The following is a 23,931-nucleotide window of genomic DNA, read 5'->3' as shown; positions in this document are numbered from 1 at the left end:
GCTACCCGGGCGGCGTCAGGGCCTTGCCGCGCCGATCCCGGTCAATGCCGGCCAGAGGGGGCGCAGGCATTGACCGGGGCGTGTCGCCTCCAAGCCGGTGCCCGTGATGATGGGCGGACCGGGGGGATGGCGGTCAGGCCAGCGCCCGTGCCAGCAGGTGCACCGGGTGTTCGCAGCGAAACGCCGTGCTCATCTCGATCTGCCACTTGCAGGTCTCGCAGTCGGTGATGACCAGATCGGGTTTGAGCCGGTTTATCTGATCGAACAGCCCCTGACCGATGGCCTGGCTGGTGTCGTAGTTTTCCGACTTGAAGCCGTAGGTGCCGGCGATGCCGCAGCACTGGGAGTCCAGCACCGTCACCTTGACGCCGGGGATGGCCCGCAGCAGTTCGAGGGTGTAGATGACCCCCCCCATCTTCTCCAGGTGGCAGGGGGTGTGGTAGGCGATGTGCAGATTGAGGGGCTTCATGGCCGGTTTGTTGCCCCGATCGAACTCGTTCCACAGGAAGCGGGTCACCAGGGAGATGCGATCCCGCACCTTGTGGTTGTCCTGCTCCAGCAGGTGGGGATATTCGTCCCGCAGGGTGAAGCCGCAGGTGGAGGAGGTGGCCAAGAGCGGCATCTCGTTGCCGAGCAGGGTGTTCTCCAGCTGCTGGATGTTGAAGGCCGCCTGTTGCCTGGCCTTGTCCATGAAGCCGTTGGCAATCAGCGGCACGCCGCAGCACTTCTCCCGCGCAAGCAATTGGACGCCGATGTTCATGGCGTTGAGCACCTGCACCAGCTCCTTGCCAAGCTGCGGATGGTTGTAGTTCACATAACAGCCGTGGAAGTAGGCGATCTGGCGCGCAAAGCGGGCCTGAGTCGTTTTCTGCTTCTTGTACCAGCCGCGGAAGGTGCCTTGTGAATATTTGGGCAGGTCCCGGTGGGATGAGACCCCCAGCGCCTTGTCCAGCACCTGCTTCATCGGCTTGAGGCCGGTGGTGAAGTTGACCACCGGGGCCATCAGGGTGGACATGCTGCCCATCAGATCCGTGTGGGAGAGCACGAACTCGCGGATCCCCGGCTTGAAGCCGCTGTACTGGTGCTTGGCCTTGGCGATGATGTCGCCGATGCGCACCCCGCTCGGGCAGGCTACTTCACAGCGCTTGCAGTTGGTGCAGTATTTGAGGGCGCTGTCAAAGAGCTCCGGGCTCTTGATGCGCAGCCGCTCCCCATCCGGGCCCGCCTGCTTGGGGCCGGGGTAGGCCGGGTTGGCCTTGGCCACCGGGCAGTAGGCGGTACAGACGGTGCATTTGATGCACTGATCGAAAGTCTGGTTGGCATGATCCAGTAGCATGTCAGTTCTCCTCCCGTTGGGTGTGAAGGCACGGGATATGGGGCGAAATCATCATTGGGCTGAACTCAAAATGTGACCGGCGACCTGCCAGCCGGTGGCGATCGCGACACCTGAGCCAGAGCCCTCCTTGGATTGGGCATCGTCGTGGGCCAGCACGCCGTGTCGTTGGGGTGGGAATATGTGATTCATCTCAGCCCTCCGCCAGAATATGGCCAGCGGCTTGCCAGCCGGTGGCAACGGCCACGCCGGAGCCGGAACCTTCTTTAATGGGGTCATAGTGCGCGAGCACGCTGCCGGCGCCGTAAAGGTTGGTGAGGGGCCTGCCGCCGCGCAGCACCCGCAGCCGCTCGTCGGTCTTGACCCCGAAGCCCATGAAGGGGTGGTGGTCGAACAGGCGGCGGCCGGCCCAGGCGTCGCGCTCGGCAAGGCTCAGTACGTCGGCATCGAAGATGGGTTCACGAATGCCCCCGAGGCGCGACTCCAGTCCTCGGCTGAAGAAGCTGCCGGAGGCGAGCACGAAGTGGTCCGCCTCGAACAGCTGATCCTCCCCGTGCTGGCTGTGCACCCCGATCACCTTGTCGCCGTCATAGCGAGCGCCCAGCACCCGCTCGCTGGTGAGGAAGGTGCCGCCAAGGGCCATGAAGCGGCGCTTGAGGGCCTCCTGCATCCGCATGCCGATGAGGGATGGCGGCATGGTGGCCACCTCCTTGATGGTGCAGCCGGTGCGCCGTTCCAGCTCGCTCAGACGCGGGCCGACCAGCCCCAGCGACAGGCAGGCGGGCAGCACGATATGGCGACAGCCGGGCACGCCGCATCCCTGCATCACGCGGCTGATCTCGCGGGCCAGATCCGCCAGCAGGTCCTGCTGGCCAGGCCCCTGCTTGTCGAACAGGCGGGCGATGTCGGCGGAGCGAAACTCGTGGGGATTGCGGCTGAACTGGGCGAGCTGGGGCAGGCGAATTTCCCCGGTCAGGATGCGGCTGTGGGCAAAGCGGGCGTGGGTCGCGAGATTCGCCGCCGCGAGCGCCGGGTGAAAATCGCGAAACCCTTCCAGGGTGGCGAGCAGGATGGCGTCGGGAGCGGGGGCATCAGTCACGCAGGCACAAGTGTCGGGGGAGATCCAGGTGGATTTCAGGGTGCCGATGGGGGTCAGGCGATGGTGGTTGTGCTCCTGGCGCATCAGGGGCAGCCCCTCTTCTGCGCAGTGGCGTTGCAGATCGGCCAGACTCCCCTCGATATTCTGTATGCCTACTTTGCTGTAGGGGTGATCCGGATGGGCCGCCATAAAGGCGGGCAGGGCGGCGCGGGGATCTCCCTCGCTCTCCAGCAGATCCACCGAGCCGGAGGAGAAGTGCAGGGCGCTCTGGCCGGAGGCCATCAGCAGGGTCTTCTGGCCGGCCTCGGCCAGGCGCAGGGCCGCCGAGAGGCCCGCCATGCCGCCGCCGATCACGATGCTGTCAAATTTCATGGCTGCGCTCCTTGGTGGAATTGGCGGTGCTGGCATCGAGCGGGAAGGGGGGCTCGCTCACCAGGTGGGGGGCCGTCCACTCGCCAAGGCCGAACAGCCCTTCGTAGATCCAGTAGGTAAATTCCGCTTCCCGCAGGGCATCGCCCCACAGCACCGGCCGGGTGCCCTTGTAGCGCTCCTCCAGGAACTGGCGCAGCATGACGCAGGCCTGACGACCGTCCGCCTTGCCGTACTCCTGCATCAGGCCGGCGGCGCGATAGGCGCACAGCTCCCCCTGACAGGGGCCCATGCCCAGACGAGTGCGGCGGCGCAAGTCCACCAGGTTGTCCACGTCGAGCTCCCGCAGGGCGTATTCAATCTCGCCCGCGGTCACCATCTCGCACTCGCAGATGAGGGCGTTGGCCTTGGGGTTGTCGCGGAAAAAGGCGATGACCCGCTCGCCGTGGCGGTACTGGGCCGAGCCTTCGGCGGGCACCGAGAGGCCGGGGGCGGAGACCTTCTCCGGATCCCGCGAGCCGGGCAGGCTCAGCTCGGCGGTGCGGCAGGGCTTGCTGTTGCCAAGCTTTTTGGCAAGCAAGTCGGTGGCCCATTCGGCCATCAGCCGGTAGGTCATCAGCTTGCCGCCTGTGATGGTGTTGAACCCCTTGAGGCCGTCACGCTCGGCGTGATCCAGCAGCACAATGCCACGGCTGATGTTGCGACCGGACTCGTCGCCATCCACCGCCACCAACGGGCGCACGCCAGCGTAGGCGCGCAGCAATCGGGTGCGGGCCATGATGGGGGCCAGTTTTATCCCCTCGCGCAGCAGCACCTCCACCTCCTCGGGCTCGACGGTGAGCTGGTCAATCTTGTGGTAATCGATGCGACTCGACGTGGTGCCGATGAGGGAGATGGTATCGCCCGGCACCAGAATGTCCGCGTCCGCCGGTTTGCGGCAGCGGTTGAGCACCAGCTGGTTGAGGCGGTAATCCATGATGAGCAGGGAACCCTTGGCGGGGAACATGCGGATGTCGAGGTCGGCATACTCGCAGATCTGCTGGCCCCAGATGCCGGCGGCGTTGATCACCTCCTGGCACTCCACCTCGAACGCTTCGCCGGTGCGGGTGTTGATGGCCTTGACCCCGTGCACTCTGTCTTGGTTGCGGAGCAGCCCCAGCACCTTGCTGTGGGTGAAGATGCGGGCGCCGTGCTCTTTCGCGTCCAGCACGTTGGCGGCAGCCAGACGGAAGGGATCGACCGTGCCGTCCGGCACCTGGATGGCACCGATCAGCGCCGGGTTGACGTTGGGTTCAAGGCGCAGCGCCTCGGCGGGATCCAGCTGGCGGGCGTCGATGCCTGCCAGGGCGCAGGCGTCCATGAAGGTATTTTGAAAATGGATGTCATCTTCCGGCAGGGTGATGAAGAGGCCGCCGGTGTCCTCGACGCAGTGGCTGGCGATCCGCTTGAGGATGCGGTTCTCCTGAATGCATTCGCGGGCGGACTCCTGATCCGTCACCGAGTAGCGGGCGCCGGAGTGGAGCAGGCCATGGTTGCGGCCCGTGGTGCCGGCGGCGATGTCGTCCCGCTCAAGTAGGATGCAGTCGATGCCGCGCAGCGCGCAATCGCGCATGATGCCGGCGCCGGTGGCGCCCCCCCCTATGATGACGACTTGTGTGGTGATTCTTTTCATTCGTGCCCGTCTCATCTCTTCCAGATGAGGCCAGTGTGGCGCCTCCACGACGTAAAATGTTTGATATGGGCCAAATTAATGTTCGTAATCGCTCATTAAGTGTGAGGTGATGAGCGAAATGTGATGAACCTCACGTCACCGTCGAGGCAGGCAGGGGAAAGCATGACGGGAGGGGAGAAGGCCAGCCCGGGGGCTGGCCTGAGGGCGGCGTGGGGGAAACCTCAGCCGCAGCACTTCTTGAACTTCTTGCCGCTGCCACAGGGGCAGGGGTCGTTTCGCCCGACCCGCAGCGGCGCCGGATCCTGCTCGCCGTCGGTGTAGACCCAGCGCCCCTGATGGCGCACGAAGCGGGAGCGCTCATGGAGGCAGTGACGTTCGTCCCCCTCCAGGAACCAGGCTTTGAATTCCACCATGCCGAGGGTGTCATCGGGGCCGCCCTGGCTGGTGAGGATCTCGAGGCCATCCCAGCGGGTGTCGGTCGATGAGAGGTCGGCCGCGGTCAGCCCGTTCAGATAGTCCGGGTGCCAGCTGTGTACCAGATATTCTCCCAATCCCAGCACGAAGGCGCTGTAGCGGGATCGCATCAGCTGCTCCGGGGTGGCGGCGGGCTGACCTGCGTGGAGTACACCGCAGCACTTGGCAAGAAAAAGAGAGGAACCGCAAGGACATAGGTTCATGAGTCAGCTCATCTGGTCGATAATGAAAGGTGGCGGGATTGTAGCGAACGCACTTCCCTTTCGGCCAGCCTCCCATGCCGTTTAGGCAGACATCATGCAGCAATGAACACAGCACAAAGGGTGACACAATGACACTTAAGCAGAAGATCCTGTTACTGGGGGCCATCCCCGTGCTGCTGATGGCCCTGGTGGTCAATCTCAGCAACTACCTGGTGGCCAGGAGCGATCTGGAATCGGATCTGGTGGTGGCGCGGGAGAGGGCAATCAAGGAGCGCAAGGCGCTGCTCAGCAGTTATCTGATGCTGGCCAAGACGGCCATCGAGGGCAGCTACGGCAAGCCTGACAGCCCCGAAGTGCGCCAGCAGGTGAAGGAGATATTGCGGCCGCTGCGCTATGGCAGCGACGGCTACTTCTTCGTCTATGACTATCAGGGCAATACCGTGCTGCTGCCGACCCGGCCCGAGATGGAGGGGAAGAACCGCTGGCAGGACAAGGATACCAAGGGTGCCTTCCTCATTCAGGGGATCATCAAGTCGGCGCGGGAAGGAGATGGCTTCTCGGAGTACTGGACCAACAAGCCCTCTATCGGGCGGGATGCCCCCAAGCTCTCCTTCAACCTGGTGCTCGACAAATATCAGTGGGTCGTGGGCACGGGCTTCTACATCGACGACATCGACAATGAGCTGGCCACCCTGCGCAGCGAGCGGGAGGAGACCATGTATGGCTCCCTGAAAACCGGGGTGCTGTTCATCCTGGTGATCCTGGGGGTGACCCTGGTGGCCACCGTGGTGATCGGCAACCGGGTCACCCGCCCGCTGGCGGATGCGGTCGCCGCACTCAATGACATCGCCGACGGGGACGGGGATCTGACCCAGCGCCTCAAGGTGCAGAGCAAGGACGAGGTGGGGCAGCTGGCCGCCGCCTTCAACCGCTTCGTCGAGCGGATCCAGTCGGTGGTGAGCCAGGTGGGGGAGACCAGTCACCAGTTGCTGGGGGCCGTGGATCGGCTGCATAGCTTGAGCGAGCATGCGGACAGGCAGATGCAGGGCCACGGCAAGGAGACGGATCAGGTGGTGACTGCGGTGACCGAGATGAGCTCCACCGCCCAGGAGGTGGCGGCGAGCGCCTCCAACGCAGCCAGCGCCACCAGCGATGCGGCCCGCGAGTCCGATGCGGCCCGCGGCGTGGTGAACAGCGCCATCGGCAGCATCAACCGGTTGGTGGACGAAGTGCATGTGGCAGCCGGGGTCATCGAACAGCTCGCCCATGAGACCGGCAAGATAGGCTCCGTGGTGGAGGTCATTCGCGGCATCGCCGATCAGACCAACCTGCTGGCCCTCAACGCCGCCATCGAGGCGGCCCGGGCGGGCGAGCAGGGGCGCGGCTTTGCGGTGGTGGCGGACGAGGTGCGATCCCTCGCGGGCCGAACCCAGCAGAGCACCAAGGAGATCAACGAGATGCTCCAGCGCCTGCAGGGCGGGGTGAAGCAGGCGGTGGAGGTGATGCAGGCCAGCGAGGCACGCAGCCAGGAGACGGTGCAGGAGGCGAGCCACATCGCCAGCTCCCTGGACAGCATGGTGGCGGCGGTCGGTACCATCAACGACATGAACATCCAGATCGCCACGGCCGCCGAGGAGCAGCACGCGGTCTCCGAGGAGATCAACAAGAACCTGGTGGCCATCCAGCAGATCGTCAGCGAGCTGACCGAGGCGTCCGGGGAGTCCAGCACCACCACCCGCGCCCTGGCAGGCACGGGTGACAAATTGCGCCAACTCGTCTCCCGCTTCCGTTACTAATCACATTTTTGCCGTCTGGACAGGATTTCCAGACGGCAAATTTGGGGATCGGCGCAGAATGTGTGAAAATCGCGCCATTCGTTCCTTTCGTTAGCCCCAACCCTATGAATGAGATCGTGAAAGGCAGTATCGATTTGATCCGTCAGCTCAACTACGGCCTGGTCTATGCCAGCCTGGAGGAGCACAAGGAGCTGTCCCGTACCGATCTGTCCCGTCTGACCGGCCTGTCGCCTGCCAGCATCACCAAGATCACCCGCGAGCTGCTGGACGGCGGCCTGGTGGTCACCTGCGGCGAGAGCTCGGTGGGGCGTGGCCGTCGCCAGACCCTGCTGCGCATCAACGAGCGCCGCTTCCAGTTTCTCTCCATGCGCCTGGGGCGCGGCTATGTGGACATGGCCCTGTTTGATCTCGCGGGTCACTCCTTGGCGCGCCATCGCCATGTCTTCAACGAGACTGAGCGTGCCGAGCTGCTGGCCAGCCTGGTGCGGGCCATCGAGGGCTTTTTGCCCAAGAAGGCGCTGCGTCTGGCCTGCATCGCCCTCTGCCTGCCCGGTCAGGTGGAGCGCCACTCCGGCATGGTTAAGCATTTTCCCTATTACGATCTGCGCAACTGGCCCCTCGGTCCCACCCTGCAGGAGGCCTTCTCGGTACCCGTGCTGGTGAGCGGTGACGTGCGCACCTGGATCCAGGCCGAGCGGGAGTGGGGCGCCGCCAGGAACTGCTCGGATGCGGTGCTGGTGTTCGTGCACAACGACATCGGGGTCGGCATGGTGGTCAATGGCCAGCTCATCGAGAGCGAGTCGGCTCTGCTCGGGGATCTCAGCCACCTGCAGCTCGAACCTTATGGCCAGCGCTGCTACTGCGGTGGCTTCGGTTGCGCCTGCACCCTGGTGACCAATCAGGCGCTGGAGGCGCAATATCGGGAGCTGCGCGAACGGATGCAGGAGTTCGATCTGCCCGAAAGCGTCACCATCCGCGAGCTGTGCGAGCTGGCGTTGGCGGGCAACAGCCTGTGTCAGGACATCCTGCACCAGGCGGCGGGCCGCCTCTCCCGGGTACTGGCGAACCTCATCTGCTTGCTCAACCCGGGCAAGCTGCTGCTCGGGGGGGAGATCACCCGGGCCGATCGACTGCTCTTCCCCATGCTGCACCAGTCCCTGGCAAGCCAGTTGCCGGCGGAATACCTGGTGCGCCTGCAGATCGAATCCACCCACTTTTACGAAGATCCCACCAAACCCACCTCGGTGCAGGTGCACAAGGCCTTGCGCGATGGCAGTCTGCTGCTCGACTTGTTGCGAGGCGACAAGGAGGCATGAGGCTCGGGTTGCAAGGACGCTTCCTGCTCATTCTCTGTCTGGTCAGTCTGTTGCAACTGGTGTTGCTGAGCGGGGCCAGCTACTACTACGTCGCCGAGCAGCGCTACCGGGAGGTGGGGGATCAGGCCCTGGACGTGGCGCGGCTGGTGGCCCGTGAGCCCGGCGTCATCGCCGGGGTGAAGCGAGCCGATAGCACCCGCCTCAACGTGCTGGTGGAGCGGATGCGGGCCGAGGTCGGTGCCAGCTACATCGTCATCGGGGACAGGCAGGCCACCCGCCTGGTGCACCCCAATGCGGACAGGATAGGCAAACCCATGATGGGGGACGATCCCGGACGCGCCCTACGGGGGGAGTTTTACATCTCCCGCGCTCAAGGGTCCCTCGGGGTCTCGGTGCGCGGCAAGGGGCCCATCCGGGATGAGATGGGCAGGGTCATCGGCGTGGTCTCTGTCGGTTATCTGGTGCGGGACATAGAGGCGGACCTGCAGGGCTTCCTGCGCTTTGGCCTCGCAATGACACTGCTCATAGTGCTGCTCAACAGCGTCGCCGCGGCCTGGCTGGCCAAACGCTACAAGCGGGCCCTGCTGGGGTTTGAGCCCGAGCAGATCGGCCGCCTCTATGCGGAGCTCGACTGCACCCTGCGCACGGTGCGCGAGGGGATACTCACCATCGACGAGCAAGGCAGGCTCACCTCCCTCAACCCCAACGGCATCCGGCTGCTGCGCCTCGATGAGCGGGCTGCGCAGGCCGCCATAGGCCAGCCCGTCACCCGCTTGCTGCCCGGCAGCCGCATGCTCTCCATCCTGCAAGAGCAGACCCCCCAGTTTGACGAGGAGATAGTGCTCAACGGTCAGTCCCTCATCGTCAACCGGCTGCCTCTGGTGCAGGAGGGTCGGCTGATCGGCGCCGTGTCGAGCTTTCGGCGCAAGGACGAGTTGGCCGAGCTCAGTGCCCAGCTCTCCCAGGTGCAGGCCTACAGCGATCTGCTGCGGGTGCAGACCCACGAACACAACAACCAGCTCGGCACCATAGCTGGTCTCATTGAGCTGGGTGCCACCCGGGAGGCGCTCGCCTTCATCGGCCGGGAGGCGGCCACCGAGCAGACCCTCCTGAGCTTTTTGATGGGGGCCATCGCCAAGCCCAAGGTGGCGGGCCTGCTGCTTGGCAAGTACCACAGAGCCCATGAACTGGGACTGGTGCTGGAGGTGGATCCGGATTCCCGCCTGCACGACATCCCCGCCCGGGTCAGCGGCTCCCAACTGGTGACCCTGCTTGGCAACCTCATCGACAACGCCTTCGAGGCGACCCGCGGCCATGGCGCCCCCTACCAGCCGATCCGGGTCTCTTTGAGCGATCTCGGCCAGGATCTCATTCTGGAGGTGGAGGATGGGGCCGGCGGCGTCGATCCCGCTTTGGCGGACACCTTGTTCGAGCGCGGGTCAGCAGCAAGGCCGAACCCGGCCACGGCATAGGTCTGGCCCTGGTGCGCAAGACACTGGATGCCCTGCAGGGGACCATCACCATCGAAGCCACGGCGCAGGGAAGTTGTGTCGTCTGTTACATACCCAAGGAGGTATGAGTGATCAAGATCCTGATCGTCGAGGATGATCCGGCCATTGCCGAGATCCACCGTCGCTTCGTGCAGCGCCTCGCCGGTTTCGAGGTGCTGGGGGTGGCGCTCACCCTGTTCGATGCCAGAGAGCAGATAGAGATCCTCAAACCCGATCTGGTGTTGCTGGATGTCTGGCTGCCGGACGGGGAGGGCTTCTCCCTGCTGCGGGAGTTGCGCCAGCGCGGGGCCCACCTCGACGTCATCCTGCTCACCGCCGCCCGTGAGGCCGCGGCACTGCAGGAGGCGATGCGCCTCGGGGTGGTGGATTTCATCTTGAAACCCGTGGTGTTCGAGCGACTGCGCGATACGCTCGACAAATATTGCCAGAGCCGCGCCGCGCTTGCGGCGCTGGCGGACATCGATCAGCAGGCGGTGGATGCGCTCCTTGGCTCCCCGTTGCAACAGGTGGCGGCGGGCGGCCTGCCCAAGGGGATAGACGCCCTCACCCTGCAAAGGGTGCTGGCGGCCCTCCATCAGGAGGGGGCCAGCGCCGAGGAGATAGGCAGCCGGGTCGGGGTGAGCCGGACCACGGCGCGCCGCTATCTGGAATTTCTGGTGGGGCAGCAACTGGCGAGCCCCGAGCTCGAATATGGCACCGTCGGGCGGCCGGAGCGGCGCTACCGTCAGCGCTGAGTGGCCGGTTCCAACTCAAGAAAAAGAGCGCCTTTTGGCGCTCTTTTCGTGATGGCTGGGATCAGGTCGGGTCGGATTGCAGGGTCGCTACCGGCGTGCGACGGGCCTGCCACCACTGCCAGAGCGGCAGCAGCAGCATCACCAGGGTGACCAGGGTGAAGCCCAGGGTGATGGGGCGCTCCCACAGGAAACTCAGGGAGCCGTCGTTGATCACCAGGGCCCGGCGCAGGTTGTCCTCCAGCATTCCCCCCAGGATGAAGCCGAGCAGCATGGGGGCCATGGGGAAGTCAAGCAGGCGCAGCCCGATGGCCACCAGGGCCACCAGCACCATCACATAGATGTCCATGGTGTTGAAGGAGACCAGATAGACCCCGATCAGCGAGAACAGCAGCACCATGGGGATGAGCACGGGGCGCGGCACTTGCAGGATCTTGGCCAGGTAGGGAATGAGCGGCAGGTTGAGGATCAGCAGCACCACGTTGCCCAGATACATGGAGATGATCACCGACCAGAAGACGTCAGGGTGCTCCATGAAGAGGCGCGGGCCGGGCTGGATGCCGTAGGCGATGAGGGCCCCCAGCATCAGGGCCGTGGTGCCGGAGCCCGGGATCCCCAGGGTCAGCAGCGGCACGAAGGCCCCGCTGGAGGCGGCGTTGTTGGCCGCTTCCGGCGCGGCTATGCCGGTCAGACTGCCCTTGCCAAACTCGTCCCGTTTGCCCTTGCGGGCGAAGTTGCGCTCGGCCCCATAGGCCATGAAGGAGGCGATGGTGGCACCGGCCCCCGGCAGCACGCCGATGAGAAAGCCCAGCACAGAGGAGCGGGCTATGGGGGGCGCTATCTCCTTTACCTCGTCCCGGCTCAGCTTGAGGGAGCCGAGCTGCTGCATCTTGCTCGCCTCCTCCTGGCTGGTGTCCTTGCCCGGGCGCAGCACCGTCATCAGGATCTCTGCCAGGGCGAAGGTGGCCATGGCCAGCAGCAGGAAGGAGAAACCATCGCGCAAGTCCGGGAGACCGAAGGTGAATCTGTCCACCCCGACGCTGCGGTCGATGCCGACGGTGGAGATCATGATGCCAAACAGCGCCATGATCAGCGCCTTGAGCACTTGGCCCTTGCCGGCGAAAGCCGTCACCGCGGAGAGCCCGAGCACCATGAGGGCGAAGTAGTCCGCCGACTGGAAGGCGAGGGAGACCTTGGCGAGCAGGGGCGCCGCCGACGAAGGAGGCGTAGGCGGCGATGGCCAGCGCCTTGCCCGCCTGCCCCTTGCAGGCCAGCGGATAGCCGTCGATGGCGGTGATCATGCTGGCGGAGCAGCCCGGGGTGTTGATCAGGATGGAGGCGGTGGAGCCGCCGAACATGGAGCCGTAATAGACCCCGGCCATCAGGATGATGCCGGAAGCCGGATCCAGCCCGTAGGTGATGGGGATCATCAGGGCGATGGCGGTGACCGGGCCCAGCCCCGGCAGCATGCCGATGAAGGTGCCGACGAAGCAGCCGACCACCACCATGAAGAGGTTGATGGGCATCATGGCGGTGCCGAGCCCTTGCAGGATTCCGTCTAACATGGGTTCTCCTTATCCCAGCAACTGGGTGAACAGCCGACCCGGCTCGAGATAGACATTGAGCCCCTTGGTCAGCAGGGCCCAGAACATGAGGGTGAAAGGTATGCTCACCTTGCAGGCGAAGGCGAGGCTCTGCTCGCCCATCAGCCGGATGCCGCCGATGAGGAACAAGATGGTGGCGACGAGGAAGCCGAGCCAGCCAAGGGCTAGGCCATAAACCAGCATCAGCCCCAGCAGGGCGAACACCAGCCGCCAGTTGCCGGACTCCTTGCCCAGTCGCTCTCCTCCCGGGGAACAGATCAGGATCAGGGAGAGCAGGACCCCGACACCTGCCAGGGCATAGGGCAGGGTGCTGGCGGTAAAGGGTTCATATTCGTCCCCCGGGTAGCCGGGGATCTGGGTGGCGTGATAGCCGTAGGCGAGGGAGAGCAGCAAAAACAGCAGCCCCCCGAACCTTTCCTTGGTCAGTGGCATGATGACTCCGATGGGCGGGTCTGGCCCGCCACAGGCTGAGGGTTATTTGATGAAGCCGAGCTCGCGCATCAGGCCGCCGATCTGCTGCTCCTGGCTGTTGAGGAAGGCAGTGAACTCGGGACCGGCCTGATACTGGTTGATCCAGCTGTTGCGCGCGCGCACCGCTTCCCACTCCGGCTTGTCGTACATCTGCTTGAGCAGAGCGGCGAACTCGGCGGACTGCTCGGGGCTGACGTCGGGGGAGGCGAAGTAGCCGCGCCAGTTCGCAAACACGGTGGGGTTGCCCTGCTCGGAGAAGGTGGGCACCTGGCTGGCGTCCGGCATCCGCTCGGGGGCGGTGACGCCGAGGATCCGCATCTGGCCGGACTTGACCGCCTCCATCGCCTCGCCAAAGCCGGTGGAGAGCACCTGGGTTTCCCCCGCCAGCACCGCCGCCATGGCGCTGCCGCCGGCGTCATAGGCCACGTAGCGCAGCTTGCCGGCATCGGCCCCCGCATTCTTGAAGGTCATGGCGGCCACCAGGTGATCCAGACTGCCGCGGGCGGAGCCGCCGGCAATCTTCACCTTGGCGGGATTGGCTTCATAGGCGGCCAGCAACTGGGCCCAGTTCTGATAGGGGGAGTCCAGGGGGACCGCCAGCGCCTGATAGTCGGCGATGATGGCGGCGACCGGGGTGAGATCCCGGAAGGATTGCGGCAGCTCCTTGGAGAGGGACTTGACGATGATGGGGGTGGAGTTGACCAGCAGCGTCTTGTCGGACTGTGCCGAGGTCTCGATCAGGTGGGCGATGGCCTTGGCGCCGCCGCCGGCCGAGATGTTCTGGTAGGAAGCGGTGTTGATGAGGCCGGACTTGGTCAGAGCCTCGCCGGTGCCACGGGCCGTGTTGTCCCAGCCGCCGCCGGCGCCGCCCGGGATCAGGAAATGGACTTCGTTGATCTGGGCGTGGGCGCCGACGCTCAGTGCGAGCAGGCTACCGATCAGGGTGCGTTTGAGGGTTCCTTGCAACATGGTGCTCTCCTTGTGATTGTTGCAAGAAGGTTAATTAATCATGTCTGGCTGGAAAACAATCTGACCGTAATGGCTATTAAGGCTGTTGTGACCATTGTGTTCATTCTGGTCATGGGCCGAAGAGGATGTGCACAGAGACGAGGCGCCATGGGCGCCTCGTCCGGCAAGGATCACTGGGTCGGTTTCGCCGCCGATGTGCTGACGTCCTCCTTCGCCTCCTGTTTCAGGGCATCGCTCGCCTGCTGGCGCAGGACAACCTGCTCCATCACCAGCTTGTAGGCGATGTAGTACTTGTAGATGTTGCCCACATAGGTGACCGTCTCGGGGCCGATTTTCTCTGCTGCCACGTACTCGACGTTGTGAAACCAGACGTTGGGATCCAGCCCCCGTTTTCTGGCCTCGGCGCGGAGCCGCGCCACCCGGGCGGGGCCGGCATTGTAGGAGGCGAACGAGAAGAGGGCCTTGTCGAGGGCGGTCATGGGCTCGTCCGCATAGTAGTGATCGATCATCCAGCGCATGTATTTGACGCCGCCGTGAATATTGGGCTCGAGCTTGCGGATGTCGCCGACTTTCAGCCCCTTGCCGGTGGCGGGCATGATCTGCATGATGCCGATGGCGCCCACATGGCTGCGGGCCTGGTGGTTGAGGGCGGACTCCTGGTAGCCCTGGGCCGCCATCAGCAGCCAGTCCATGTCATAGCGTTCGCCATATTCACGGAACAGCTCGACCACCTGCAGGAATTTCTTGCGCTCCGCCTCGGCGGCGGCGCTTTTGACGAACTTGTTCTGCTTGAGATAACGGGCCAGGATCTCGTCCCCCGTCGCCTTGCCACGCAGCGCCTTGATCTGCTCGTTGAGCATGGCGAGCAACTGGGGGCTCTCCTTGCGCACCGCCCAGGCGATGACGCCCCCTTCCCGGAACACGGGGGCGTCGTGAATGGTGATCCCGGGGAAAATCTTTTGCCAGAAGCGGGCCTTGTGCTCGTCCATGACGATGAAGGGGAGCAGGCCCGCATTGACCATCTCCACCAGATCTTCATCTTCGAGCACCTCCGAGGCGGGCTGGAGGTCGATGAGGGGCTCTCCTGCCGACTTGCGGGCCTGGTTGTAGGCGAGCAGGCTCTCGTAGTAGCTGGAGGAGGGGCGCACGAAGACGCGCTGGCCCCCGAGATCGGCGGCGCTTTCCACCTTGGGGGAGAGGGGGCCGGAGACGAGCAGCTCCCGCACGTTTTCAAGCAGGGGATCGGTGAAGGCGATACCCTGCTTCTTGCGCTTGTCCGTGATGGTGAGATTGGCGGCGGCGATGTCGCCTTTGCCTTCGATGAGGGAGGTCAGCAGGGCTTCCCGGGCCACGGGAATGAAGACGAAGTGCACCTTGAGGTGGCGTTTGATCGCCTTTTGCTTGCGCAACTGTTCGTTGAGGCGCTGCTCCACCTGCATGAAGGCATCGTAGGTGACGCCCCGCTGCACGCCCTTGGTGATGAAAAATCCCGTCTTGTTGTAGGTGGTGAGCACTCGGATGGTGCGCTGCTCCAGCATGACGTCGAGATCCCCCAGCCTGGGTCTGGCAAGCTCGTCCCCCTCAAAGCTCAGGGCGCTTTTCTCCGTCTCTGCCTCGGGGGCCACCTGCTTGCCGGATTCGGCCCCCCAGGCTGGCGTCAGGGAGCAGAACCACCAGATCACGACCATCCATGCGCGTTTCATCACTTACACCTCGCTCGTTTTATTGAGTGTAAGTGGCGCCTTGTGGGTGATTTAGCTTATTGGGTTTGATAGAGATGGCCCCATAGCACGATTTCCACTATTCCATCCAGGAGTGCCCGCCCATGAAAAAAGGAGCCCCGAGGCTCCTCTTTTTCTGCGTGTTGCGGGCCCGTTTGGCTAGAACCAGAAGCCGATGATGAAGGAGCCCGCCAGGGTCAGCATGACGTTGGCCACCGCATAGGTGCCGGCATAGCCGAGCGCCGGGATGGAGCTGTTGGCCGCTTCGTTCACCACGTCCATGGCCGGGGCGCAGGTACGTGCGCCCGTGATGGCGCCGAGCAGCAGGGCTGGGTTCATTTTGAGCACCCAGACACCGAACAGGTAGCCTACCAGCACCGGCAAGGTGGTCACCAGCATGCCGGAGAAGAGCACCACCATCCCCACTTCGCTCAGGTGATCAAGGATGCCGCCCCCCGCCTTGAGGCCGGTACTCACCATGAAGACAGCGAGCCCGAGATCCTTGGCAAGGCGCAGGGCCCCCGGCGGCACATAGCCCACCGTGGGGTGGTTGGCCCGCAGGTAGCCCATCAGGATCCCCGCCAGCAGCAGGCCGACGGCATTGCCGAGGCCGAACTCTATCTGGCCGAACACCAGGGAGACGGAGCCGATGAGCAGCCCCAGCACGAAGAAGGTGGCAAAGGCCACCAGATCCGTGGTCTGGCTGTGGATGCTGATGAAGCCGATCTTGTTGGCCAGCAGCTTGACCCGCTGCTTCTCGCCGCTGATCTGCAGCACGTCACCCTTTTGCAGCATGATATTGCGATCGAACGGCATCTCGATCTGGGAGCGCACCACCCGGTTCAGGAAGCACCCCTTCTCGGTGAGGTTGAGCTCCACCAGGTGGCGACCCACCACGGCATCGTTCTTCACCACGATCTCTTCGGTGACGATCTGGAGGTCAAGCAGGTTGCGATCGAACACCTCTTTGCCGTTGCGGTAGTTGACGTCGAGCTTCTCGTGGTTCTCGGGGTAGCCCACCAGAGCTATCTCGTCCCCTTCCTGAATGACGGCATCACCGTCGGGGCTCGCCAGGATGCCGTTGCGGCGAATGCGCTCCACATAGCAGCCGGTGTGGGGATAGATGCCGGTCTCCCGCAGGGTACGCCCCCCGATCCAGGCGGCGAGCTCTGGGCCGACCCGATAGGCGCGGATGATGGGCAGATAGGTCTTGCGGCTCTCGCTGTCGGACAGCCCCCGCTCGCGCGCAATCTTCTGCGCTTCGGTATTGAGATCCAGCCTGGCCAGGGAGGGGAGGTAGCGCACCACCAGCATCAGCCCCACCAGCCCCACCAGGTAGGTCAGGGCGTAGCCGATGCCCATGTTGTCCAGCACCGACTGCATGTCGGTCTGGTGGGGCAGGTTGAGCAATCCGCTTCGCAGGGCGTCCTGCGCCCCCACCAGGGCCGGCGTGGAGGTGAGGGAACCTGCCAGAATGCCGGCGGCCATGCCGGGCCCCAGATTAAAGAACTTGGCGAGCCCCACGGTCAGCAGCAGGGCCGACAGCAGGATCACCAGGGTCAGGGTGATGTAGTGGATGCCGTCGCGAAGGAAGACGCTGAAAAAGTGCGGCCCCGCTTCAATTCCCACACAGAAGATGAACAGCATGAAGCCGACGTTTTCAGTGGAGGTGGAAAACTGGAATCCCATCTGGCCAAACAGCAGGGCGGTGAAGAGCACGCCTATGGTGTTGCCTATCTGGAAGTTGCCGATGCGTACCTTGCCCAGCAGCAGCCCGAAGGCTAGTACCACGAACAGCAGCAGGGAGTCGCTTTGATGTAGCAGTGTCACGAAATCTATGGTCATGCCCGGAAAAACCGAGGATAAAAGTGAGGCCGATATTGTGCCGGATCCTGTATCAAGAAAGAAGCGCCAAAGCGGATTAACAGCCAGTTAAGTGCTGGTCTCTTCGATGAAGATAGGGATGCGAGGGGGGGGCTGGGGAAAACACCTCTATTTTACGCTGCAAGGCCCGCTGTCAATGAGTGAAATATGCTGTCGAGCAGAGAGGGGATGACGCTCCTGTGGACAATTTATTACCTGCTGCATGGGGAGCAAACGGGCATGTTTTTCAGCATTTTCCACTGAGGAAATTGAAGGGTAACAAAAGAGACTCATGACTCATCCGGCGAGGGCTGACCCGCAGGACGCGGCATAGCGAAAAAAAATCCCCCACAGGCAGCACCGCGAGTCGATTCATCCCATTTAGGGGGGAAGGGAAAAACAGCAGAAAATGGGGAAGAGCGGGGGCAGCCATCGCAAACCGGGGACAATGGCTGCCAGCCCAGATGAACCGTGGCTTTGGTCAAGTTACCCACAGAAACTGTGGATAACCCTGTTTATGAAACTTGGCGATCAGGCTGAAAGCCGCGCCAATACTGGGCTGCAAGGACTGTTCAAAAAATACCTGCAATAAATTGTTTCTATAAAAATCAAATAGTTATACGCAGCAGAACAAAACGCTGCTGGTCAGTAACGGGAGATCAAAAGGGAGTCAGGCCGCAGGGGAGGGCTTGTGCATTAAAATTGGAAGAGGAAAGCACTAAAGTGGATAACTTGCACCGAGATGGTGAGGAATTGGCTCCCCCGACTGGACTTGAACCAGTGACATACGGATTAACAGTCCGCCGTTCTACCGACTGAACTACGGGGGAACATCAGGCAAGGAGGTGCATCATACAGAGGTCGTATTTCAGGGTCAATAGCCATCAGGGAGGGTGAGCGGATACCCAGCTCCTTCAACTCGGGGTACACTGCTCCCTTGCCGTTTTTTGCCGGGAGTCGTCATGAGCAAGTTATTCCAGTTGGCCAGCCAGTTTCAACCCGCCGGGGATCAGCCGAGGGCCATCGCCCAGCTGCTCGATGGCATCGAGTCGGGACTGGCCCACCAGACCCTGCTCGGGGTGACCGGTTCGGGCAAGACCTTTACCATGGCCAACGTCATCGCGACTCTTAATCGGCCCACCATGATCCTGGCCCCCAACAAGACCCTGGCGGCCCAGCTCTATGGGGAGATGAAGGAGTTCTTCCCCGACAACGCGGTGGAGTATTTCGTCTCTTATTACGATTACTACCAGCCCGAAGCCTATGTGCCGACCACGGACACCTTCATCGAGAAGGATGCCTCCATCAACGATCACATCGAGCAGATGCGGCTGTCAGCCACCAAGGCGCTGCTGGAGCGGCGCGACGTGGTGATCGTCGCCTCGGTATCGGCCATCTATGGTCTGGGGGATCCCCAGGCCTACCTCAGCATGATGCTGCACCTCAAAGTGGGGGACGTGATCAATCAGCGGGATATCCTGCGCCGCCTCGCCGAACTGCAGTACACCCGCAACGACATGGCCTTCCAGCGCGGCACCTTCCGGGTGCGGGGGGAGGTGATCGACATCTACCCCGCCGAATCGGACAAGCTGGCCCTGCGGGTGGAGCTGTTTGATGAAGAGGTAGAACGCCTCTCCCTGTTCGATCCCTTGACCGGCGCCATCGAGCAGACGGTGGTGCGTTACACCATCTACCCCAAGACCCACTACGCCACCCCGCGGGAGACCATTCTGGGTGCCATCGAGCACATCAAGGAGGAGCTCAAGGGGCGGCGCGAGCAGCTGATGAACCTCAACAAGCTGGTGGAGGAGCAGCGCATCAGCCAACGCACCCAGTTCGACATGGAGATGATGCAGGAGCTGGGTTACTGCTCCGGTATAGAGAACTACAGCCGCTACCTCTCCGGCCGCGCACCGGGTGAGCCGCCGCCCACCCTGTTTGACTACCTGCCGGGGGACGGCCTGCTCATCATCGACGAATCCCACGTCACGGTGCCGCAGATCGGCGCCATGTTCAAAGGGGACAGATCCCGCAAGGAGACCCTGGTGGAGTACGGCTTCCGCCTTCCCTCGGCGCTGGACAACCGGCCCCTCAAGTTCGACGAGTTCGAGGCGCTGATGCCCCAGACGGTGTTCGTCTCGGCGACCCCCGGCCCCTACGAGCTGGAGAAGTCAGGCGGTGACGTGGTGCAGCAGGTGGTGCGTCCCACCGGCCTGCTCGATCCTGAGGTGGAAGTGCGGCCGGTCAGCACCCAGGTGGACGATCTGCTCTCCGAGATCCGCAAGCGGGTGGCGGTGGAGGAGCGGGTGCTGGTCACGACACTGACCAAGCGGATGGCGGAGGACTTGACCGAATACCTGGCAGATCACGAGGTACGGGTGCGCTATCTGCACTCGGATATTGATACCGTGGAGCGGGTGGAAATCATCCGCGACCTGCGCCTTGGCAAGTTCGACGTCTTGGTGGGCATCAACCTGCTGCGCGAAGGACTCGACATGCCGGAAGTCTCCCTGGTGGCCATTCTGGATGCGGATAAAGAGGGCTTCCTGCGTTCCACCCGCTCCCTCATCCAGACCATCGGCCGGGCAGCGCGCAACCTCAACGGCAAGGTGATCCTTTACGGGGATACCATCACCAACTCCATGAAGGTTGCGATCGAAGAGACCGAGCGGCGCCGCGCCCTGCAACACGCCCACAACCTGGAACACGGCATCGTGCCGAAGGGGCTCAACAAGGCCATCGGCGATGTGATGGACATGGGGGGCAGCCGCACGGCGGGCAAGGCGGGCAAGGGGAGTCGCAAGGCTGCCGAACCGCAAGGGGAGTACCATGCCCGCTCTGCCAGCGAGATCAGCAAGGAGATCAAGCGGATGGAAGAGCAGATGTTCCAGCATGCGCGGGATCTGGAGTTCGAACAGGCGGCGGCGCTGCGGGATCAGATCCAGCGGCTGCGCGGCGAGCTGATCGAGTCATGAGCACCAGACGCTGGCTCATCTGGCGGCGTTTGCGCCGCCTCTATCAAGGCTTTCGCCACCCAGGCACGCCCTGGTGGGCGAAGGGGCTGGTGATCCTTATTCTGCTCTATGGCATCAGCCCGGTGGACGTTGTCCCCGATGTGGTGCCTCTCCTTGGCTGGCTCGACGACGCTACCTTGTTGCTGCTCCTCTTGTGGGGCTGGGAGAAATGCTTGCCCGGCGAGGTGCTGGCCGCTCTGGACAAGGCCGAGTGAGCAGAAGCCTACGTTCAGGGAGAGGGGAAAAGAAGGGGGGACTGAATGACTCCCTTCATGGGATTCGAAAAAGGGGACCATGGGGAGATTGTGAGCCAGGTCTCATTGGCGTAGACTCCACGCCGTTCACTTCATGGGTACCAAAAAATGGATCTGATCCTCTTTGCCATCGACTTTATTCTGCACGTTGACGTGCATCTGAAAGAGCTGTTCGAGAACTATGGCGTCTGGGTATACGCCATCCTGTTTCTCATCATCTTCTGTGAAACCGGGCTGGTGGTGACTCCCTTCCTGCCGGGGGACTCCCTGTTGTTTGCTGCAGGTGCCCTCACCGTGGGCAGCGTGTTGGACGTGCACACCCTAGCCGCCGTGCTGATCATCGCCGCGGTGCTCGGCAACGTGGTGAACTACACCATAGGCCACTTCTTCGGTGAGCAGCTGTTTCGCAACCCCGATTCCAAAATCTTTCGCCGGGACTATCTGGTCAAGACCCATGCCTTCTATGCCAAGCATGGCGGCAAGACCATCATCATCACCCGCTTCCTGCCCATAGTGCGCACCTTCGCCCCCTTCGTGGCGGGCATGGGGGCCATGACCTATCCCCGCTTCCTGGCGTTCAACCTGGTGGGGGGGCTCTTGTGGGTGCTCTCCTTCGTCTATGCCGGCCACTTCTTTGGCAATCTGCCGGTAGTGCGCCACAACTTTACCCTGCTCATCTTCGGCATCATCGCGGTCTCCTTGTTGCCCATGGTGATCGGCATGGTGAAGGCCAGGAGAAGTGCCAGCAAGGCTACCTCCGAAGGCGCGTGACATCGCCGTGCACGACATGAAAGAAGGGAGCCGATGGCTCCCTTCTTGTTGGTAGGCCGAGTGGCAGGTCGCTGCTGCGCCCTTTGACCCGCTTGTGGCCTGTTACGATGATGCACACCCGCAGGCAGCCACTTCATTGGCAGAACAGGGAGAAGGAGATCCGGCCCTCTGGGCATGGGGTCGTGAGGCGATAAAGAGGAAATAAAAAGGGAGCCATGGGCTCCCTTCTTAGGGTCGAGTGACGAACTAGTTGCAGCAGCGCCCTTTTATCAGGTTGCCAGCAGCCACGATGACGAACACCAGCAGATAGGCGGCAAAGATGACCACGAGCCACTGCGGCATGGAGAAACCGAGGAACTGCCAGCTGATCTCGCTGCAGTCGCCGTCCGGGTAGAACATCCAGGGAACCCACTTATCCAGTGGTGCCCAGGCAGGGAAGTCAACAAATCCCTCGCATACGTTGAAGGGGGAGGGGTTCATCTGGTAATCCACATGCTTGAGCGCCAGTTTCAGGCCCCAGAAGGCGCTGTAACCCCACAGGAGCATGGCACTCCAGCGCAGGTACCAGCGCTCTGGCGCGACCATGCCGAGGAGGCCGGCCGTGAGTACGCCGAGGAGGGCGATACGTTCATAAATGCACATCACGCAAGGGTGCAAACCCAACACGTGCTGGAAGAAGAGGGCGCAGAGTTCCAGCGCGAAAGCGGAGGCTGCCAGCAATCCCCAGGCCAGACGATGACTGGCAATGCGGCGAAGATACTCGATCATATGATTGATCTCTCAGAGAAAAATAGTGGCTGAATTAGAGCAGAGCCCCATCTGAAAAGAAAGGGGCCGAACAGCCCCTTTCATGATCAGTGTGTGGACGGGGTGGGCAGTGGCAGTGCCCCATGATCCAGCAACCACCCTGCCTGATAGAACCATTCGGTTGCAGGACCGAGGAGCAGTTCCACGGAGAAAAAGCCGACAAGCCCCAGCACCAGGGTATAGGGCAGCGCCATCCAGACCATACGGCCATAAGAGAGGCGCAGCAGGGGAGCGAGGGCCGAGGTGAGCATGAACAGGAATGCGGCCTGGCCATTGGGGGTGGCGACCGACGGCAGGTTGGTGCCCGTGTTGATGGCCACGGCCAGCAGATCAAAATGCTCCCGGTTGATGGCGCCGTTGATCAGGGCGGTCTTCACCTCGTTGATGTAGACGGTGCCGACGAAGACGTTGTCACTGACCATGGAGAGCAGACCGTTTGCTAGGTAGAAGAGGGCAAGCTGATCCTCCGGCTTGGCCGCCAGTACCCACTGGATCACCGGCTTGAACAGCTGTTGATCGATGATGACCGCCACCACGCTGAAAAAGACGGTGAGCAGGGCGGTGAATGGCAAAGCCTCCTGGAATGCCTTGCCAAGCGCGTGTTCTTCAGTCACGCCGGTGAACGCCGTCGCGAGCACGATGACCGTCAGGCCGATCAGCCCAACTGCAGCCAGATGGAGGGCAAGACCCGTGATAAGCCAGGTGGCAATCAGCGCCTGGACGATCAGCTTGGCCTTGTCCTGCGGGGTACGTTGTGCGTCTTCGTCGCGCTCGTAGGATTCCATGATGTGACGCACGGGCTCGGGCAAGCGGGCGCCATAACCGAACCAGCGGAATTTTTCGACCAGGATGCAGGTCAGCAGGCCGCAGATGAAGACCGGAATGGTGACTGGTGCCATGCGAATGGCAAATTCACCGAAGTGCCACCCGGCCTGTTCACCGATGATGAGGTTCTGGGGTTCGCCGACCAGGGTGCAGACGCCCCCCAGGGCGGTACCGATGGCGGCGTGCATCATCAGGCTGCGCAGGAAAGCACGAAACTCGTTCAGATGCTGGCGGGAGAGCTCGTCAATCTCTTCGTCATCATGATGCAGATTGCCGGACTCATCCCGGGAGGCCACCTTGTGGTAGATGGCGTAGAAGCCGGTGGCGACGCTGATGACCACGGCGATCACGGTCAGGGCATCAAGGAACGCGGAGAGGAAGGCAGACACCAGGCAGAAGGCGAGAGAAAGCAACGTTTTGGAGTGGATGCGCACCAGCATCTTGGTAAAGACGTAGAGCAGCAACTGCTTCATGAAGTAGATGCCGGCCACCATGAAGACCAGCAGCAGAAGCACTTCGATATTGGCCACCAGCTCATGCTTTATCTGGTTGGCGGAGGTCATGCCGATGAGCACGGCTTCGATGGCCAGGAGTCCGCCCGGTTGCAGCGGATAGCACTTGAGGGCCATGGCCAGGGTGAAAATGAACTCGACAACCAGCAGCCAGCCGGCCAGGAAGGGATCAACGTAGAAAATGACCGGGTTGATCAGCAGGAATAGAACGATGGCAATTTTGTACCATCGCGGAGCATTGCCCAAAAAGTTCTTTGTAAACGCGCGCCCTAGGCTGATTGGCATAATGATGGTTCTCTGTTCTGTTGTTGATATCTGCGTCTATGCAGTCGAGCCCGACCCGAGCCGAACATCCGGATATTCACCTGTATCAGATTGATTGCACATGATTTTAATCAAGGGAGCGATAACTATAAATAAGCTCGCCGAACTTGCCCAGCGAGCAAACGCTTATATCCCCATCATTTGGTGTTGGTTGACTCCCCACTTGTTGCTGTATACATATTTTTAACAAAAAGATCGGGGTAATGTGAGCAGAGGACCGACCTTCTGCTTGCCAGCATGACCGGCTTTGCTATTATTCGGGGGCCTTTTTACGCACTACAACAGAGTCATT

At 62.5% G+C, this 23,931-nt stretch carries 16 protein-coding genes, 1 tRNA gene and 2 pseudogenes; 7 read left to right on the top strand and 12 right to left on the bottom strand.

The features are described 5' to 3' along the window. Positions 1 to 133: 133 nt before the first annotated feature. The 4 genes from glpC to C2U37_RS20820 all read right to left on the bottom strand — a co-directional run bounded on the left by glpC (position 134) and on the right by C2U37_RS20820 (position 5,150). Complete coding sequence (gene glpC, locus C2U37_RS20835) at positions 134 to 1,336, bottom strand: anaerobic glycerol-3-phosphate dehydrogenase subunit GlpC (protein WP_010674925.1); 1,203 nt, start codon at positions 1,334 to 1,336, stop codon at positions 134 to 136. 190 nt (positions 1,337 to 1,526) lie between these two features. Then, entirely contained in the window at positions 1,527 to 2,804 is a 1,278-nt protein-coding gene (glpB, locus tag C2U37_RS20830; RefSeq protein WP_104452986.1) for a glycerol-3-phosphate dehydrogenase subunit GlpB, read from the bottom strand. Continuing rightward, a complete protein-coding gene (gene glpA / locus C2U37_RS20825) occupies positions 2,794 to 4,473 on the bottom strand; it encodes an anaerobic glycerol-3-phosphate dehydrogenase subunit A (RefSeq protein ID WP_104452985.1) in 1,680 nt (559 codons plus the stop codon). Before glpA ends, glpB begins: the two co-directional genes overlap by 11 nt. A gap of 221 nt (positions 4,474 to 4,694) precedes the next feature. After that, positions 4,695 to 5,150, bottom strand: a complete 456-nt coding sequence (locus C2U37_RS20820) for a YchJ family protein (protein ID WP_080989954.1) — start codon at positions 5,148 to 5,150, stop codon at positions 4,695 to 4,697. 128 nt (positions 5,151 to 5,278) lie between these two features. Here C2U37_RS20820 and C2U37_RS20815 point away from each other — a divergent pair, with 128 nt between their 5' ends. The 4 genes and pseudogenes from C2U37_RS20815 to C2U37_RS20800 all read left to right on the top strand — a co-directional run bounded on the left by C2U37_RS20815 (position 5,279) and on the right by C2U37_RS20800 (position 10,507). After that, positions 5,279 to 6,946, top strand: coding sequence for a methyl-accepting chemotaxis protein (locus tag C2U37_RS20815; RefSeq protein WP_104452984.1), 1,668 nt, complete (start codon positions 5,279 to 5,281; stop codon positions 6,944 to 6,946). A gap of 104 nt (positions 6,947 to 7,050) precedes the next feature. Then, positions 7,051 to 8,262, top strand: a complete 1,212-nt coding sequence (locus C2U37_RS20810; RefSeq protein WP_103260240.1) for an ROK family transcriptional regulator — start codon at positions 7,051 to 7,053, stop codon at positions 8,260 to 8,262. Further along, positions 8,259 to 9,841 (top strand): annotated as a pseudogene (locus C2U37_RS20805) (ATP-binding protein). Before C2U37_RS20810 ends, C2U37_RS20805 begins: the two are co-directional and overlap by 4 nt. Beyond that, positions 9,842 to 10,507 carry a response regulator gene (locus C2U37_RS20800; protein WP_042016544.1) on the top strand — a complete coding sequence of 222 codons (666 nt, stop codon included), beginning with the start codon at positions 9,842 to 9,844 and terminating at the stop codon, positions 10,505 to 10,507. A 61-nt stretch (positions 10,508 to 10,568) separates the two neighbouring features. On the opposite strand, the pseudogene C2U37_RS20795 reads toward C2U37_RS20800, so the two are convergent. From C2U37_RS20795 to C2U37_RS20765, 6 genes and pseudogenes are all read right to left on the bottom strand, one after another. After that, positions 10,569 to 12,069 (bottom strand): annotated as a pseudogene (locus C2U37_RS20795) (tripartite tricarboxylate transporter permease). A 9-nt stretch (positions 12,070 to 12,078) separates the two neighbouring features. Continuing rightward, positions 12,079 to 12,540 carry a tripartite tricarboxylate transporter TctB family protein gene (locus C2U37_RS20790; protein ID WP_039041030.1) on the bottom strand — a complete coding sequence of 154 codons (462 nt, stop codon included), beginning with the start codon at positions 12,538 to 12,540 and terminating at the stop codon, positions 12,079 to 12,081. 42 nt (positions 12,541 to 12,582) lie between these two features. After that, complete coding sequence (locus tag C2U37_RS20785) at positions 12,583 to 13,548, bottom strand: tripartite tricarboxylate transporter substrate binding protein (RefSeq protein WP_104452983.1); 966 nt, start codon at positions 13,546 to 13,548, stop codon at positions 12,583 to 12,585. A 170-nt stretch (positions 13,549 to 13,718) separates the two neighbouring features. Continuing rightward, entirely contained in the window at positions 13,719 to 15,251 is a 1,533-nt protein-coding gene (locus C2U37_RS20780) for a lytic transglycosylase F (protein WP_104452982.1), read from the bottom strand. Positions 15,252 to 15,428: 177 nt separating this feature from the next. Then, complete coding sequence (locus C2U37_RS20775) at positions 15,429 to 17,114, bottom strand: aspartate:alanine antiporter (RefSeq protein ID WP_104452981.1); 1,686 nt, start codon at positions 17,112 to 17,114, stop codon at positions 15,429 to 15,431. A 772-nt stretch (positions 17,115 to 17,886) separates the two neighbouring features. Beyond that, positions 17,887 to 17,962: transfer RNA gene (locus tag C2U37_RS20765), tRNA-Asn, on the bottom strand. A 132-nt stretch (positions 17,963 to 18,094) separates the two neighbouring features. Here C2U37_RS20765 and uvrB point away from each other — a divergent pair. From uvrB to C2U37_RS20750, 3 genes are all read left to right on the top strand, one after another. Further along, entirely contained in the window at positions 18,095 to 20,107 is a 2,013-nt protein-coding gene (gene uvrB, locus C2U37_RS20760; protein WP_052814371.1) for an excinuclease ABC subunit UvrB, read from the top strand. Beyond that, entirely contained in the window at positions 20,104 to 20,361 is a 258-nt protein-coding gene (locus C2U37_RS20755) for a DUF1232 domain-containing protein (RefSeq protein ID WP_041215068.1), read from the top strand. Before uvrB ends, C2U37_RS20755 begins: the two co-directional genes overlap by 4 nt. Before the next feature lie 147 nt (positions 20,362 to 20,508). Beyond that, positions 20,509 to 21,171 carry a DedA family protein gene (locus C2U37_RS20750; protein ID WP_010674909.1) on the top strand — a complete coding sequence of 221 codons (663 nt, stop codon included), beginning with the start codon at positions 20,509 to 20,511 and terminating at the stop codon, positions 21,169 to 21,171. 246 nt (positions 21,172 to 21,417) lie between these two features. On the opposite strand, the gene dsbB is transcribed toward C2U37_RS20750, so the two are convergent. Beyond that, on the bottom strand, positions 21,418 to 21,939 hold the full coding sequence (dsbB, locus tag C2U37_RS20745) for a disulfide bond formation protein DsbB (protein ID WP_010674908.1): 522 nt from the start codon (positions 21,937 to 21,939) through the stop codon (positions 21,418 to 21,420). Positions 21,940 to 22,025: 86 nt separating this feature from the next. Beyond that, a complete protein-coding gene (gene nhaB, locus C2U37_RS20740) occupies positions 22,026 to 23,600 on the bottom strand; it encodes a Na(+)/H(+) antiporter NhaB (protein ID WP_052814370.1) in 1,575 nt (524 codons plus the stop codon). Positions 23,601 to 23,931: the final 331 nt, after the last annotated feature.

Origin of the sequence: Aeromonas sp. ASNIH1, assembly GCF_002934285.1 — a bacterium.
GTDB classification, from domain to species: Bacteria; Pseudomonadota; Gammaproteobacteria; order Enterobacterales; family Aeromonadaceae; genus Aeromonas; species Aeromonas caviae.
This window is presented reverse-complemented; position numbering and strand designations above follow the sequence as displayed.